Source organism: Delftia sp. Cs1-4 (genome assembly GCF_000214395.1).
Classification (GTDB): Bacteria; Pseudomonadota; Gammaproteobacteria; order Burkholderiales; family Burkholderiaceae_C; genus Comamonas; species Comamonas acidovorans.
This window is the reverse complement of the sequence record NC_015563.1, coordinates 167,999-183,671: the sequence shown is the minus strand read 5'-3', so window position 1 is coordinate 183,671 and position 15,673 is coordinate 167,999. Positions and strand designations below refer to the sequence as shown.

The 15,673-nt window shown below is 70.9% G+C and carries 11 protein-coding genes; 4 read left to right on the top strand and 7 right to left on the bottom strand.

Going from position 1 to position 15,673, the window contains the following annotated elements; all coding sequences use genetic code 11:
- Positions 1 to 13 precede the first annotated feature (13 nt).
- The gene (locus DELCS14_RS00805) at positions 14 to 1,228 is read right to left on the bottom strand and encodes an efflux RND transporter periplasmic adaptor subunit (RefSeq protein WP_013800057.1); all 1,215 of its coding nucleotides are present in this window, start codon (positions 1,226 to 1,228) and stop codon (positions 14 to 16) included.
- A 449-nt stretch (positions 1,229 to 1,677) separates the two neighbouring features.
- Here DELCS14_RS00805 and DELCS14_RS00800 point away from each other — a divergent pair, with 449 nt between their 5' ends.
- The 3 genes from DELCS14_RS00800 to DELCS14_RS00790 all read left to right on the top strand — a co-directional run bounded on the left by DELCS14_RS00800 (position 1,678) and on the right by DELCS14_RS00790 (position 8,864).
- Positions 1,678 to 4,821 (top strand): hypothetical protein, encoded by a 3,144-nt coding sequence (locus DELCS14_RS00800; protein WP_013800056.1) that lies wholly within the window; start codon positions 1,678 to 1,680, stop codon positions 4,819 to 4,821.
- Positions 4,822 to 4,852: 31 nt separating this feature from the next.
- Positions 4,853 to 6,580 carry an SWIM zinc finger family protein gene (locus DELCS14_RS00795; RefSeq protein ID WP_013800055.1) on the top strand — a complete coding sequence of 576 codons (1,728 nt, stop codon included), beginning with the start codon at positions 4,853 to 4,855 and terminating at the stop codon, positions 6,578 to 6,580.
- Positions 6,581 to 6,887: 307 nt separating this feature from the next.
- A complete protein-coding gene (locus DELCS14_RS00790) occupies positions 6,888 to 8,864 on the top strand; it encodes a reverse transcriptase family protein (RefSeq protein ID WP_013800054.1) in 1,977 nt (658 codons plus the stop codon).
- A 20-nt stretch (positions 8,865 to 8,884) separates the two neighbouring features.
- Here the strand turns inward: DELCS14_RS00790 and DELCS14_RS00785 are convergent, their stop codons facing one another.
- Both DELCS14_RS00785 and DELCS14_RS00780 read right to left on the bottom strand, forming a co-directional pair.
- A complete protein-coding gene (locus DELCS14_RS00785) occupies positions 8,885 to 9,718 on the bottom strand; it encodes a helix-turn-helix transcriptional regulator (RefSeq protein WP_013800053.1) in 834 nt (277 codons plus the stop codon).
- A gap of 31 nt (positions 9,719 to 9,749) precedes the next feature.
- Positions 9,750 to 10,133, bottom strand: a complete 384-nt coding sequence (locus tag DELCS14_RS00780) for a hypothetical protein (protein ID WP_013800052.1) — start codon at positions 10,131 to 10,133, stop codon at positions 9,750 to 9,752.
- A gap of 223 nt (positions 10,134 to 10,356) precedes the next feature.
- Between DELCS14_RS00780 and soxR the strand changes: the two genes are divergently transcribed.
- Positions 10,357 to 10,860: a redox-sensitive transcriptional activator SoxR gene (gene soxR, locus DELCS14_RS00775; RefSeq protein WP_012202096.1), complete on the top strand. Its 504-nt coding sequence runs from the start codon at positions 10,357 to 10,359 to the stop codon at positions 10,858 to 10,860.
- On the opposite strand, the gene hutG is transcribed toward soxR, so the two are convergent.
- Genes hutG through DELCS14_RS00755 form a run of 4 tightly spaced genes read right to left on the bottom strand, consistent with a single transcriptional unit; the run spans position 10,861 to position 15,666 of the window.
- Positions 10,861 to 11,724: an N-formylglutamate deformylase gene (gene hutG, locus DELCS14_RS00770; protein WP_013800051.1), complete on the bottom strand. Its 864-nt coding sequence runs from the start codon at positions 11,722 to 11,724 to the stop codon at positions 10,861 to 10,863. It lies immediately after the preceding gene.
- Positions 11,725 to 11,738: 14 nt separating this feature from the next.
- Positions 11,739 to 13,139, bottom strand: a complete 1,401-nt coding sequence (locus DELCS14_RS00765; RefSeq protein ID WP_013800050.1) for a formimidoylglutamate deiminase — start codon at positions 13,137 to 13,139, stop codon at positions 11,739 to 11,741.
- Positions 13,136 to 14,281: a histidinol-phosphate transaminase gene (locus tag DELCS14_RS00760; protein ID WP_013800049.1), complete on the bottom strand. Its 1,146-nt coding sequence runs from the start codon at positions 14,279 to 14,281 to the stop codon at positions 13,136 to 13,138. Before DELCS14_RS00760 ends, DELCS14_RS00765 begins: the two co-directional genes overlap by 4 nt.
- Positions 14,278 to 15,666, bottom strand: a complete 1,389-nt coding sequence (locus DELCS14_RS00755) for an FAD-binding oxidoreductase (protein ID WP_013800048.1) — start codon at positions 15,664 to 15,666, stop codon at positions 14,278 to 14,280. The genes DELCS14_RS00760 and DELCS14_RS00755 overlap by 4 nt, the downstream gene beginning before the upstream one ends.
- Between the last annotated feature and the right edge of the window lie 7 nt (positions 15,667 to 15,673).

Here is a 15,673-nt window from a genome sequence, read left to right as displayed (position 1 = left end):
GGTGCTTCCCGGTTCACTGCGCGGCCACGGCCGGCGCCTTGGCCACCGCCGCCTGCCCGTCGCCGGGAGCAGGCTTGGGGCTGATGGGCATGCCGGGGTAGTAGATGCGCTGCAGGCCGCCGACCACCAGGCTGTCGCCCGCCGCCAGCCCCTTGTCCACCACGCGCCGGCCATCGACCATGCGGCCCAGCTCCAGGTCACGGCGCTCGGCCTTGTTGCCCTCGCCCACCACATAGACGTACTTGCGGTCCTGGTCGGTGAGCACGGCCTTGTCGTCGATCAGCAGCGTCTGCCGCTCGCCGCCCAGGCCCTGCGCGTCTTGCAGTTGCACACGCGCGAACAGGCCCGGCGTCAGCAGGCGGTCGGGATTGGGCAGGCGGGCGCGCATGCGCACCGTGCCCGTGCCCGCGTTGAGCTGGTTGTCGGTGAAGTCCAGGCTGCCCGCATGCGGAAAGCCTTCGTCGCCAGCCAGCCCCACGCGCACGGGCCGCTGCACGCCGGGCCGCCCCTTGGTGTCCTTGGCGGCCTGCTGCTGCCGCAGGAAGCTGTGCTCATCCGCATCGAAGTAGACATACACGGGGTCCTGCGAAACCACGGTGGTCAGCACGCTCTGATCGGCCTGGGCCAGGTTGCCCACGGTGAGCAGGGCGCGGCCCGCGCGGCCGGAGACCGGCGCGCGCACCTCGGTGAAGTCCAGGTTGAGCCGCGCGGCCGCCAGCGCGGCCTCGGCGGCACGCACCTGGGCGGCGCTCTGGGCCAGGGCGCCGGCGCGCGTATCGGCTTCCTCGCGCGAGACGGCATGCTCGGCCACCAGCTGGCGGGCACGCTGGTCCTGGGTGCGGGCCAGCGCGGCGCCTGCACGCGTGCGCTCCAGCTCGGCCTCGGCACTGGCCAGGGCGGCGCGGTAGGGCCGCTGGTCGATCACGAACAGCAGCTGGCCCTTCCTGACCTCCTGCCCCTCGCTGAAGGCAATGCGCTCGATATAGCCCGACACGCGCGGGCGCAGCTGGACCGACTCCACGGCATCGATGCGGCCGTTGAACTCGTCCCAGACACGCACGCTGGCCGGCACGACCTCGCTCACCAGCACCTCGGGCGCAGGCGGCGGGCCGTCGCTGGCGTGGGCATCGCCCACGGCCTGCGGGCGGCAGCCGGCAAGCAGGGCCAGCGCCGCCAGGGCGCCTCCGAACAGGGCACGCCGCAACGGCGGCGGTGGAAGAACGGGCATGGATCGACTCTCCTTGAGGGGGATGGGCAAGGCCCTGCTGCCGGGGCTGCGGCGGGGCCGGAAAAAGGGGCGGGACCGCAGGCTCTGGAGGCCTTCCAGGCGGTTGCTCACAATGGGTTGCATTCTTCAAGTTCAAGTGAACTTGAAGTCAAGATCCGCGCGCAAAGACACCACGAAAATTGAGGACGGTTTGCCGGGGACATTGCTGGCCGGATCGGACAAGCGCAGCGGCAATTGACCAGGAACGACCTGAAAAGACCTGGACAGGCGCGCACAGACGGACACACGCGCGTTGCCGCACCTGCAAGACGCCACCACTACACTGCAAGGCCATCTGACCCAGGGTGGCGGCCAGGTTTCACCAGGAACCGCCAGGTACCGCCAAAAGCCGCCGACTACTGCCGACGAACGCCGACACCCTCCATGGAAAAGCACTGGATGCCTGCCGCATGAATCTGCTTGCTCACGCCACACTGTCCCGGCCACAGGGACGCAACGAACGCATCAGCACCGTGAGGGTGCTGGCCCTGGAGATGCCGGGCGGCGACACCACGGCCACCGCAGCGCGCCATGTCGTGACCTTGCAGGTCACGCAATTGAAGGCCGGAGTCGTCGCGCAGGTCGATGACAGCACGCTCACCCCCTTGCCCCAGGCGCTGGAGCCTGCACGCCAGCGCGCGCTGGCCTACCTGCGCCAGCGCCTGGGCGCGGGCGATGTGCTGCAGTCCCATGAGGGCTTTGCGGAGCTGGATGCTGAAGCAGGCCCGGCGCCCTCCCCCGGCCCGGCCCGGGAACAGGCCACGGTGCCGCCAGGCCTGCCGGAGTCGGCCCTGCAGGCCGGCGCCATTTCCGCCCTGTGCAAACGCCTGGACGGCAGCGCCTGGCGGCTGATGCCCTCGGGCCAGCAGGCCCGGCTGGTGTGGCGGCTGGCCGAGTATGCGGACCCCGCGCGCGGCGGCGCCGCCCAGCGCCTGCTGCATGCCCAGGTTCCACGCCTGGTGGCGCTGCTGGGCACGGGGGACGATCTGCTCGACTACTGCCTGGCCTACCTCATCGGGCGCCTGGGCGATGGCGGCGCGGCAGTGGCCCTGCAGGCGCTCTCGCAACGCGGCACCAGCGAGGCCACGCGCGATCTGGCGCACCAGGCCTGGCTGGCGCTGCTCGCGCCGCAGGAGCGCCAGGCGGCGCTGCAGGAGTACCAGGCGCAGTGGGCCGGGATTCCCCCGCAGGAAAACGGCCCGAAAGAGGACGGACCGCAGGCCGAACAGGCCTTCTTCCAGGCACTTGGGCCACAGGCGCTGCTGGCGGCCGATGCGCTGGGCGCGCACGACGGCGCCGTCCACCAGCAGCTGCTGGCCTGGATGGAGCGCATCCCCTTCACACGCGCCTGGTGGCCGGCCCTGCGGCGCATCCACAAGCGTGCCGAGTGGCGGCGCGACCACGCCTTGCTGGCCGTGCTGCATGCGCGCTTCGATGGCCCGCGCGACGAGGGTGCCGTCTTCAGCCGCGACACCTCGCTGTACCTGCGCCTGCGCGGCTGGCGCCAGCTGCGGCGCATGGCCTCGGCCGACCACAGCGAAAGCGCCGCCCATGCCGCAGCCCTGCTCCAGGCCATGGACCGCTGCTGCGCGGGCCTGCCTACCTCGCGCTCCGGCCGCCTGCCCGAATCGCGCTGGCTGCTCGCCGCCCGGCTGCTGCTGCCGCGCTGGCCGCAACTGCATGCCTCGGCACGCGCCCACACCTGGTACACCGACGAGCCGCTGGACCTGCAGCAGCTGCCTGCGCAGCGCGTGGAAGGGCTTTCGGCCATGTGGGATGCCCACCCCGGGCAACTGCTGCAACTGGTGGGCCATTCGCAGTCCACGCTGCTGCTGTGGTCGCTCACGCGCGCCCTGCAGGACCAGAAGGCCTTTCTGGACGGCCTCGATGCAGCGGCCACCGCGCCGCTGCTGCACAAAACCTATGCACCGGCGGCTGCGCTGGGCCTTCAGATCGCGCAGCAGCGCATGGTCTCGCTGACCGACGATGCGGCACGCCGGCCCTGGCTGCTGGCGCTTGCGCAATGCGGCGACGGGCCTGCCGCCAGCTACCTGGGCGCCTGGCTGTCGCGTGACCGCGCAGGCGCCGCGCGCGATGCCGAACTGGTGGCAGCCCTGCTGCTGTCACCGGCCGCCAGCTCGCGCACCCAGGGCCTGGCCCTGCTGTTTTATGCCGATGGTGCAGCCGTGGCCCTGGCCTTGCTGGCGGCGCTGCCCACGCTGGACGCCGAAAGCCCCGCGCTGGCCGATATCCGCGATGCCGTGCAGGCACTGTTCGATGGCAACGGTCCGCTGGCTGCGCAGGCCGCCAGCGTCCCGGCCCCGCCGCTGCACCACCTGCTGGCGCACTCGGTGACGGCGCTGGTGGAGATGGCCACCGCCTGGCTGCTGGCGCATCCGCAGGGCCTGCAGACCCTGCCCCCGGCGGCGTTGCGCGGGCTGCTGGAATCCGAGGAACCTGCGCGCATGGCCTGCGGCATCCGGCTCATGGGCAGCCTCGCCGATGACCTGCTGTGCGAGCAGGCCGCCATGCTGGCCGAATTCGCCGTATCACCGCATGCCGCCTTGCGCGCAGCGGCAGCGCCCCTGGTCGAACGCCTGGCCGGCACCCCCCTGTACAACACACGCTGCAACGCCCAGATCGCCGAACGCCTGCACGAGATGCTGTTCCGCGCGGAAAAGGCCGAAGGCGTTCACGACGCGGCGCTGCGGCTGCTCACCGGCCCGCTGGCCGCCGTGGCCCCGGCCCGCGATGCCTCGGGCATCTGGCGCGCCCTGCAGGCGCAGGCCAAGGGCGCACAGCGCTACGGCGCCTGGGGCCTGAAGTCGCTGGACCTGCAGGCCTACACGCTGCGCCAATGGTCCACGCTGGCCCGGCATGCCGATGCCGACGTGCGCGCCTTGAGCCGCCAGAGCATCGATGCGCAGCTCACCCCCATGGACCGGACCCTGCCCGAGCAGGCCGAACAGCTGATGCCGCTGGCCGACGCCCTGTTTGCCGACACGCAGCAGTACGCACGCGAGATGTTCGGCCAGCGGCTGCCGGACGGCGCCCTGTCGCCGCAGCTGCTGCTCGGCTGGGTCGATCACGCCCAGCCCTGGGTGCAGGCATTGGGCCGCCAGCGGCTCGCGCAGCACATGAGCGCGCCCGAGGCCAGCCTCTTCCTCACGCGCCTGGCCCAGCACCCCGCCACCAGCGTGCAGCTGTTCGTCACGCAATGGCTGCTCGCCCTGCCCGACGAGCCCGCGCCGCAGCGCGCGGCGCGCCTGCAGGAGCTGCAGCCCTACTTCCTGGCCGTGCTCAGCCAGGTGCACCGCGCGCGTGCCAGCAAGACGCGCGTGCTGCATTTCCTGCGCAGCCAGGTGCAGGCGCCCGAGACCGCCGCCGTGGTGGCGGCCATCTTTGCGCGGCAGGTGGTCAGCGCCAGCCATGCCGACCAGCCCGACTATGTGGCCGGGCTGCGCGACATCGTGCAGCGCCATCCCCAGCTGGCGCAAAGCTTCATGCAGCCCCTGGCGGCGGAGCGGCGCGGCCAGGCCCCGTCTTCAACCTGAGCGCCGCAACAAGGCACGGAGTCGATCGGACATGGAATTTCGCTATCAGTACTACGGCAGCACGCAGGTCAACGACACGGCGGCCGAGCAGGCCTTCTCCTTCGCGCCCGACCTGCTGCGCCCACCCACGCGCTTCGACGGCCTGCTCCGGCGCGACGGCCCGGCCTTCCTGCAGGTGCGCGAAGGGCTGTCCGCGCTGCACAGCGTGGTGGTCAGCGACCTGCGCACGCGCGGCCGCGACAAGACGGCCTACCGCGAATGGCTGCAGGAGCACGAAGCGCAAATGCTGGCCACCTTCATGGCCGACACCGGCGGCGCCCAGGCGCGCGCCAAGGAAATCAGCGCCGAACTCAAGAACCTGCGCGAGACCCGCAACCAGGTGCTCTCCCCCTTCTACAAGGCCCAGCGCAAGTACTTCGACTGGCTGTTCGTGGCCAACCGCGATGCCTGGTATGTGCTGGACCCCGTGATCACCGTGCACCCGGACCGGCTGCTGTTCGAGGCCTTCAGCCAGGACGAATCGAGCTACTGCGCGGTCAGCATCCGGCACGAGGCCTTCGAGCATGCGGGCGAGCGCATCTGCGGCACCACCAACATCGATTACTCGGCCAGCCTCTACGAAGAATTCCAGAAGATCCGCAACTACCGGGACACGCGGCTGACGCTGGACCCGGCGGGCTTTGCCGTCCAGGTGGGCGGCGACCCCGCGCTGCGCGAGGAAAAGATCGACCTGCCCGACAGCTGGCTGCGCGGCTTCGTGCAGGTCTCCAGCGCCATCGCCCTGCCTGCCACCGTGCTGGAGCTGCACCCCATGGACCTGTTCAACATCTGCGCGCGGCTGCGTGCCCGGCGCGAGCGCCATGGCCCGCGCGCGCTGCGCTTCGAGCTGGTGCCGGGACAGCCGCCCACCGTGGTGTTCGAGCCCTGGGAGGAGCGCCTGGCCACCCGGCGCTCGCACGTCGTCAGCGATGCCATGGGCACGGGCGGCGGCACCATCCGCCTGTGGGGGCGCCGCCGCCTGCTCACGCTGGAGCGGCTGATCTCCCAGGCCACGCGCGTGCGCGTGCACCTGCTGGGCAGCGGCATGCCCAGCTTCTGGGTGATCGAGCTGGGCCTGGTCACGGTCACGCTGGGCCTGTCGGGCTGGAGCGCCAACGACTGGGCCGCCAGCGCACGCTTTCACCTGATGGCGCCGCAGGCCGAGGTCACGCCCGCCCAGGTCGAGGCCGTGGGCCGGCAACTGCAGTCGTGCTGGCAGGCCGGCGCGCAGGAACTGGCCCAGGCCACGGGCCTGTCCACGGCCCAGGTGCACACGGCCATGACACGCTGGATGCAGGCCGGGCGCGCGGTCTACGACCTGGACGCCGGGCGCTACGCATGGCGCGAGCTGCTGCGCGAGCCGCTGACGGCGCAGCAATTGCAGCCCGCCAACCCCGAGGAGGACAAGGCGCTGGCCCTGGTGCGCGGCAAGGCCATTGCCCCGCCGCGCATCGACCGCAAGGATGGGTTCAGCCGCATCACCGGCCAGATCCCGCGCGCCGACGGCAAGCGCCTATTCGACACCCAGCTCGAACTCGATGCCGACGAGCGCCTGACCGATGCGCGCTGCAGCTGCAACCACTACCAGCAGTACCGGCTGCGCCAGGGGCCCTGCGAGCACATGATTGCGCTGCGCCTGGTGGCGCAGCCCCAGCTCGATGCCGCCCGCCAGCCGACCGGCCCGCAGATGAAGGCCGCAGGACAAGGAGAAATCGCGTGACCCGCTTCAATTGCTCTACACTGCCACGCGGAGCGACGCGCAGGCTCTTGCAATCCGGGTGGTGTTTCGCCACCCTTGTGAACTGCCGTTTCATGCATCACGGGCGCCGTTTTCACTGTGCCACCCCAGCGACGGTATGCGTTTTCCTGAGTGGCTTGCCACAAGCGAAACACGCATACCGTCGCGGGGTGGCGTCGAGCGAACAGCTCCCGTCCCGTGAGCCCTGCGGGCTCTTCGACGAGAAGCGCGTCGCTCCATTTCTTTGCCCGCCGCACAGCGGCCGGGCCCGCCTTGCCGGGGTGGCCGCATGAGCCAGCCGCAACCCACACGCGCCGAGATCTACGAGCGCATCAAGGCCTCCAGCAAACAGGAAGTCATCCTCGACGAGATGCAGCGCCTGGGCTTCTGGCCCAAGGGCGAGGGACAGCCGCAGCTGGCCGCAGCCCACATCCAGCGCGAAGGCGAGCTGCAGCGCGAGCTGGCCGAGCTGCGCCAGCAGATCGCCGTGCGCCAGAACCCCGAGCGCGCACTGCGCCAGATGCGCAAGGAGCGCATGCAAAAGGCGCTGGCCCAGCGCGAGGAAACCAAACGCCGCCAGGCCCAGGAGCGCCACGACAAGGCGCTGGCCTGGCATGCGAAGCGGGCCACGCACGTGGGCTATCTGGGCCCCGGCGTCTCTGCTGCCCTGCAGGGGCCGCAGGCCGGTGAGGCACCGCCTGCTGCCGAAGAACGCCGGCAGGCCGACCTGCAAAGGCTGGCCCGGCATGGCCTGCCGGAACTTGCCGATGCGGCGCAGCTGGCCGATGCCATGGGCATCACCGTGGCCGAGCTGCGTTTCCTGGGCTTTCACCGCGAGGTGGCCCGCACCCACCATTACCACTCGTTCACCCTGCCCAAGAAGACCGGCGGCGAGCGGCTGATCTCCGCGCCCATGCCGCGCCTCAAGCGCGCGCAGTACTGGGTGCTGGACAACATCCTCGCCAAGGTGCCCGCGCACGATGCCGCGCACGGCTTCCTGGCCGGCCGCTCCATCGTGAGCAATGCCGCGCCGCATGCGGGCCACGACGTGGTCATCAACCTGGATGTGAAGGACTTCTTTCCCAGCATTGCCTTCGGCCGCATCAAGGGCGTGTTCCGTCATCTGGGCTATGGCGAGGCCATGGCCACCCTCCTGGCCCTGCTGTGCAGCGAAAACCGCGCCCAGGCCTGGCAGGTGGATGGCGAGAAGCTCTTCGTCGGCGGCAAGGCGCGCGAGCGCGTGCTGCCCCAGGGCGCGCCCACCAGCCCCATGCTCACCAACCTGCTGTGCCGCCGCCTGGACCGGCGCCTGCTGGGCCTGGCCAGGCAGCTGGGCTTTGTGTACACGCGCTATGCGGACGACCTGACCTTCTCGGCCTCGGGCGAGGCCGCGCGCGACAACGTGGGCCGGCTGCTGGGCCGCGTGCGCTGGATACTGCGCGACGAAGGCTTCACGCCCCACCCCGACAAGGAGCGCGTGATGCGCAAGGGCCGCCGCCAGGAGGTCACGGGACTGGTGGTGAACGCGGACAAGCCCGGCGTATCGCGCGAGACGCGCAGGCGCCTGCGCGCCGCCCTGCACCGCGCCACGCAGGCCAGCGCCGGCAAGCCGGCGCACTGGCAGGGGCAGGCAGCCCAGCCCTCGCAATTGCTGGGACTGGCGCAGTTCGTCTACCAGGTCGACCCCGTGCAGGGCGGTCCGCTGCTGGGCCAGGCCCGCCAGCTCACGCGCAGCCCCATCGACCGCGCCAACGATGCCCTTCTGCAGGCCAGCCGGCAGGACCGCGCGGCAGCGCGTGCACAGCCGCCCGCAAGCGCACAGTTCCGGCGTCTGGCCTCCAGCGGGCAGGCGCCTGCGCTGGTCAGCGGCAAGACGTGGTGGCAGCCGGCCGAGCCGGCGGCCCCCGTGATCGAGAAGACCGATCAGCAGCGGCGCGAACAGCGGCTGCAGGAGCGCGAGGCCGCACGCGCCCAGGCAGCTGCGGCCGCACGGCCGGCCGTGGACACGCCGCAGCAGCAGCCCGCACAGGCGCCGAGCCCCGACGCCCAGGCACCCGGCCCATCGCCGATGCCCGGCCTGCTGACCTACTGGACGCAGATCGTGATCTGCTTCTTGCTGGGCACGGTGTTCCAGGCACGCCTGATCACGCTGATCGGCATCGTGCTGGTCCTGCTCCTGCGCTACCGGCGCATACGGCGCTGGGATGTCTTTGCCGCTGCGATGGTGGTGGCCGTGCTGCTGGGCCTGGGGCTGCGGCTGTCGTGATGTTCACGGGGCCGCAGGCCTCAGAGGCCTGCGCCGCCGCCCGCCAAGGGTGCGCTGCGCAGCGCCAGGAAGCGGCGCGGCGAGGTGCCCACCGCCTTGCGGAACATGGTCACGAAGGCGGGTGCGCTCTCGTAGCCCAGGGCATCTGCCACGGTCTGTATGCGCAGCCCCTCGGACAGCTTTTGCAGTGCGGTCAGCACATGCAGCTGGCGGCGCCACTGGTTGACCGTAAGCCCGGTCTCGGCCAGGAACAGCCGCGTCATGCTGCGCTCGCTCATGCCGATGCGCTGGGCCCAGTCGGCCAGCCGTGCCTGCAGCTGCGGCTGCTCGCACAGGGCGTTGGTCATGCGGCGCAGGCGCCGGTCGTGCGGCAGGGGCAGGTGCAGTCCTTCGGGCTGCGCCGCCTGGATCTCGTCGAGCAGCACCTGCATGAGCCGGCCATCGCCGCTGTCGGGCTCGTAGTCCTGCGGCAGGCCCTGCACGCGGTCCAGCAGCGCACTGAGAAAGGGCGAGACGGCCAGCGCATGGCAGGGTCCGGGCACGGGGCGCACGGCCCCTGCCTCGACAAAGACCACGTAGCCGCTGGCCGCACCGCTGCAGCTGACGCGGTGCAGCGTGCCGCCCGGAATCCAGGCGGCGCTGCGCGGCGGCACCACGCAGACGCCCGCATCGGTCTCCAGCGTGATCAGCCCCGCATGGGTGACCATGAGCTGGCTCTTGCGGTGGGCATGGAAGTTCATCCCCCAGTCGCCGGGGCCCGACCGCATGGGCAGGACGATCACGGGACGGTCCACATGATCGGGGTCCCATCTCTCGGGCAGGACTTTGAGCAGGGCGGAATCCACGGCATTCATGGTGTTTCTCTCAGTTCATGTCAATCGGTCATCAATCGGACCCGAGCAGCTCCCGTGCACGCTGCTGCGCCTCCTCGGGGGAGGCCACCAGCAGCATGGGATAGCCCCAGGCCTTGCCGAACATCTGTGCGAAGGCCTCGGCCTCGGCGCGCTTTTGCGCATCGGGCTCGGCGTGGACCAGGGCGCGCACCAGGCTTTTGAGCTCGGGGCGGCGGGCCTTCATCCACAGCACGACCTGCTTGCGCTCCTCAGGTGAGCGCTCCTCCTGGGACATGTCGCCGTCGCTGAAGAAGACAAAGGCCTGGCCACGGGCCAGCAGGGCCGAGAAGTCCTCCAGCAAGCGGTCCACGGGCACGGCCTTGTCGCGCTCGTAGCCCATGCGGACCAGGGGAAAGCTGCTGCTGTCGATGTACATGGAAACCTCCGGCCGATGCCATTCAATACAAATGAGACCCATTACTGTATGAATGAACGGCAGCTGCGTCATTGCAGCAATCAGCCAAAGAATTTCGCAGTCCGGCCAGGACGCTCGCATGGGCGGTACAGACCCGGTTGCCCTGTTCCTGCGCTTTCGCTCAGAATGGCCGCATTCTTCGAGTTCAAGTGAACTTGAAGTCAAGCCACAAAGGAAAGCCACCATGAAAACCGAGGATGATCCGCTGCTCAGCATCGGCGACGTGGCGCAGCGCAGCGGGGTCAAGGCCTCGGCGCTGCGCTTTTACGAGTCGCTGAACCTGATCGAGTCCGTGCGCAGCGCCAGCGGCCACCGGCGCTACCACCGCTCGTCGCTGCGGCGCATCGCCTTCGTGGTGTTCGCCCAGCGCATAGGCTTCACGCTGGAGGAGATCGCCGAGCAGCTGGCCAAGCTGCCCAGCCGCCATGTCCCCACGGGCGGGGACTGGCAGAAGATGTCGCGGGTCTGGAAGCAGCGGCTGGACGACCGCATAGGCGAGCTGCAGCGGCTCAGCGAGAGCCTGGACCAGTGCATTGGCTGCGGTTGCCTGTCACTGCGCCACTGCGTGCTGCACAACCCCGGCGACCTGTGCGCACAGAACGGCCCCGGGCCGCGCCGCTGGCTGGGCGACCCGCCTCCCGTGGCCATGGGCGGACCCTGCCCGGGCCACTGCCACGACGAAGGCTGATCAGGACACGCGCCGTGTCGTGACGAAGTCCAGCACCGCCTGCAGCATGCGCTGCAGCGTGGGCTGGATCTGTTCGGCGCGCTCGGGCAGGTAGTCGAAGGGCAGGGCTTCCTGCATGTAGCTGCACTGCGTCATCTCCAGCTGCACGGCGTGGATGCCGGCCTCGGGCTGGCCGTAGTGGCGCGTGATGTAGCCGCCCGTGAAGCGGCCGTTGAGTATGGCGGTGTGGCCCGGCGCGGTCTGCGCAATGGCCAGCAGATGCTCGGCCAGCTCCAGCGCGCAGCTCGTGCCCTTGCCGGTGCCCAGGTTCAGGTCGGGCAGCTTGCCTTCGAAGAAACGCGGCAGCACCGAGCGGATGGAGTGCGCATCCCACAGCGCCACGGTGCCGTGCACGGCCTTGAGGCGGTCCAGCTCGGCGCGCAGCTGTGCGTGGTACGGGCCCCAGATGGCCTCGCGGCGCGCGGCGATCTCGGCGTCTGCGGGCACATCGGCCGGGTCGGCGTACAGCGGCGTGTCGTCGAAGGTGTCCACGGGGCACAGGCCGGTGACGCTCTGGCCCGGGTAGAGGCTGGCGCCATCGGGCGGACGGTTCAGGTCCACCACATAGCGCGAATGCGTGGCCACGAGGATGGAGGCGCCCATGGCCTTGGCGAACTCGTACAGGCGCGGCAGGTGCCAGTCGGTGTCGGGCACGTGGCGGGCTTCCTCGGTCAGGCGCGCGGCGATGTCGGGAGGCACATGGGTGCCCGCATGCGGCATGGAGATCAGCAGCGGCGCCGTGCCCTGGTGGAAGACGAAGGGAGGGGGAGCGGTATCGGTCATGGTGTGATTCTGGAACGTTTCTGGCGGTTTTTGCGGGCCCATGGCATGCGGGTGCCTCAGGATTGCAGGGTGGCCGCGCGTGCCGCGACAAAGCCGCGGGCCGCCGCCTCGTGCAGCGCATGCCGTCCAGCCTGCACGCGGCGCTCGCCGCCCACCCACAGGCTGTGCAGGGCGCTGCTGCGGTGGCTGCCAAAGACATGGGCCGAGACCATGGCCTGCACCGGCAGGCCGGCCAGTGCCACATGGCCTGCGTCCAGCGCCAGGAAGTCGGCCTGCTGGCCCACAGCCAGCCCGGCCACGGAGCGGCCTGCGGCCTGGGCGCCGCCCTGCACGGCGGCGGTCCACAGCGCGGTGCCCACCTGCGGGTCGGGGCCGGCCAGCACGTTGCGCTGGCGCAGCGACAGGCGCTGGCTGTATTCGAGCATCAGCAGTTCCTCGGCAGCGTTGACGCAGGCATGGCTGTCCGAGCCCACGCCCCAGGCGCCGCCGTGGCCCAGCCATTGCGGCATGTCGAAGATGCCATCGCCCAGGTTGGCCTCGGTGGTGGGGCAGATGCCGGCCACGGCGCCGCTGCGCGCGGCGCCCGCGTATTCACCGGGCGTCATGTGGGTGGCGTGGACCAGGCACCAGCGCGCGTCCACGGGGGCATGCTCCAGCAGCCATTGCACGGGGCGCTGGCCGCTCCAGGCCAGGCAGTCGTCCACCTCCTGGGTCTGCTCGGCAATGTGGATGTGGATGGGCGCGCGCGCGTCCAGCGCCGTCAGGCCCTCCACGGCCACGCGCAGACTGTCGGGCGGCACGGCGCGCAGCGAGTGCGGCGCCATGCCCAGGGCCGCGCCCTGGGCATGGGCCTCGGGCAGCAGGCGCTGCAGCAGGGCCAGCATGTTGTCGGTGCTGCGGATGAAGCGCGCCTGGTCGGCGCGCGGCGGCTTGCCGCCGAAGCCGCTGGTCTGGTAGAGCACGGGCAGCAGGGTGATGCCCATGCCGGCCTTGCGCGCGGCGCGCAGCAGGGCCAGGGACAGCGTGGCGTCGTCGGCATAGGGCCGGCCATCCCGGTCGTGGTGCACGTAATGGAATTCGCAGACCGAGGTGTAGCCGGCCTCCAGCATCTCCACGTACAGCCAGGTGGCGATGGCCTCCAGCGACTCGGGCGTGATGCGCGCGGCAAAGCGGTACATGAGGTCGCGCCAGCTCCAGAAGCTGTCCTGGGCCTCGGCGCGGTATTCGGTCAGGCCCGCAAAGGCGCGCTGGAAGGCATGCGAATGCAGGTTGGGCATGCCGGGCAGCACGGGGCCGGGGGCGCGCGGCGCGCTGCCGGGCGGGGCGTCGGCCTGTACGGCCTGCAGGCGCCCTGCGCCATCCCAGCGCAGCAGCACATTGCGCGCCCAGCCCGTGGGCAGCAGCGCATGCTCGGCGAACAGCGTGCGGCTGTCGTGTGTCGGGTCGATGCCGCTCATTGCACGGCCTCCAGGATCTCGGCCAGCGCGCGCACGAAGCGAGCGTTGTCGGCCTCCGTGCCCACGGAGACGCGGATGAAGTGCTCGAAGCCCGGCTCCTTCCAGGGCTTGGTGATGATGCCCCGGGCCAGCAGCGCCTCGTTCACGGGGCCGTTGGGACGGCCGATGTCGATGAACAGGAAGTTGGCGGCCGAAGGCGCCATCCGAAGTGCGGGCAGTGCAGGCAGGGCGGCCAGCCGCTGCGCCAGCACATCGCGCAGGCGCACGGTCTCGGCCACGCCGCGCTGCATGAAGTCCTCGTCGCCCCAGGCCGCCAGCGCCGCCGCCTGGGCGGCCTGGTTGACGTTGAAGGGCGTGCGCACGCGGTCCAGCAGTTGCACCAGGGCCGCGTCGCTGGCCAGGCCGTAGCCCACGCGCAGGCCCGCCAGTCCCCAGGCCTTGGAGAAGGTGCGCAGCACGATCCAGGGCATGGCGCGGCCGCGCAGCAGGGCCAGCACGTCGGGGTAGCCGTCGGCGTGCAGGGCGTACTCGTAGTAGGCCTCGTCCACCACCAGCAGGGTCTGCGGCGGCGTGGCGTCCAGCAGGCGCACGAAATCGCCGGCGCTGAACATGCAGCCCACGGGATTGGAGGGATTGGCCAGCATGGCGATCTTGGGGCCGCGCGCCAGCGCCTGGCACCAGGCATCGACATCGAAGCCCAGCGCGGGCGTCAGCTCCAGCAGCTCGACGCGGGCGCCCATCATGCGCGGGTAGATCTCGTGCAGGCCGAAGGCCGGGCGCTGGGTGAGCACGCGGTCGCCGGGCGAGAGAAACGCCTGGCAGAGCATCTGCAGGATGTCCTCGGAGCCGTTGCCCACGGCAATGGCCTCGGCCGGCACGCCGGTGCGCGCCGCGATGGCCGCGCGCAGCGCCGTGCATTGCGCATCGGGATAGGTGCCCACATGCAGGGCCAGGTCGGCCAGGGCGCGGGCCACGGCAGGGCTGGCGCCAAAGGGGTTCTCGTTGCTCGCCAGCCGCGCGATCTCGGTGACGCCGTAGCGCGCCCGCACGGCCTCGGAGGACAGGCCTGCGTTGTAGGGCGGCAGCGGCGGCACTTCGGGGCGTGCCAGGGTGTGGATCGCGTGGAGGGCGGGAGCGTTCATAGGTCGAATACCTTGCCGGGGTTGAACAGATGCAGGGGGTCCAGCGCCTGCTTGATGGCGCGCATCACGGCCAGTTCGGCCGGCGTGCGGCTGGCGCCGAGATAGGGCTTCTTGTGCAGGCCGATGCCGTGCTCGGCCGAGACGCTGCCGCCGAACTCGCCGACCAGGTGGTACAGCGCGGCCTCGACGCCTTCGCAGTCGCCGTTGGCGGTGGCACCGTCCACCGAGACATGCAGGTTGCCGTCGCCCACATGGCCGAAGAACAGCGAGTGGTGGCCGGGCCAGCGCGCGTCGAACGCGGCGCGGCAGGCATCGGCGAAGCGGCCGATGTCGGCCTGGGGCAGGCTGACGTCGAAGTTGACGGGCGGATGCATGTTCGTGTTGAGCTCGGCCGGCGCCTCGCGCAGCTTCCACAGCTGGCGCGCCTGGGCCACGGACTGGGCGATGACGGCATCGGCCACCTCGCCGGCCTCCATGGCCTCGCCCAGGGCCTCTTCCACGTCGGCGCGCAGCGTGGCCTCGTCCTTGCCGTCCACATCGATCAGGGCCAGCAGCGCATGCGCCTGGCCAAAGGGCGGCTGCAGCTTCTGCCAGCGGATGGAGGCCTGGATGAAGCTGTCCCACATCAGCTCGAAGGCCGCCACACCGTTGCCAAAGCGCGACTGCATGCGCGAGAGCACGGACAGCGCCGCATCGAAGTCCGGCACGGCCACCAGGGCCGTGGCGCGGGCCTGGGGCGCGGGGCGCAGGCGCAGCAGCACGCGCGTGACGATGCCCAGCGTGCCCTCCGAGCCGATGAAGAACTGCTTGAGGTCGTAGCCCGTGTTGTTCTTGAGCATGGGGCGCAGCATGGGCAGCACCGTGCCGTCGGCCAGCACCACCTCCAGGCCCAGCACCTGCTCGCGCATCATGCCGTGCTGCAGCACGCCGTTGCCGCCCGCATTGGTGGCCACGTTGCCGCCGATCTGGCAGCTGCCGCGCGCGCCCAGGTCCACGCCGAAGACCATGCCTGCGGCCACGGCCGCCTCCTGCACGGCCTGCAGCGTGGCGCCGGCCTGCACGGTCATCAGCGCGGTGCGCGCGTTCACGTCCTCGATGGCATTCATGCGCTCCATGGAGACGGCCACAGCACCCGCCACGGGCACGGCCGCACCGGCCAGGCCCGTGAGCCCGCCCTGGGGCACGACAGGCACGCGGTGGGCCGTGCACAGGCGCATGAGCGCGCTGACCTCGTCGGTGCTGCGCGGGCGCACCAGGGCCAGCGGGCGCTGGGGCGGCGTGCCGCTCCAGTCGGTGTGGTAGCGCGCGGGCACATCGTCGCCGCGCTGCGCCACTTCGGCGCCCAGGGTGGAAATCAATTCATCGAGAAACAGTGCATGGGACATGAGCAGG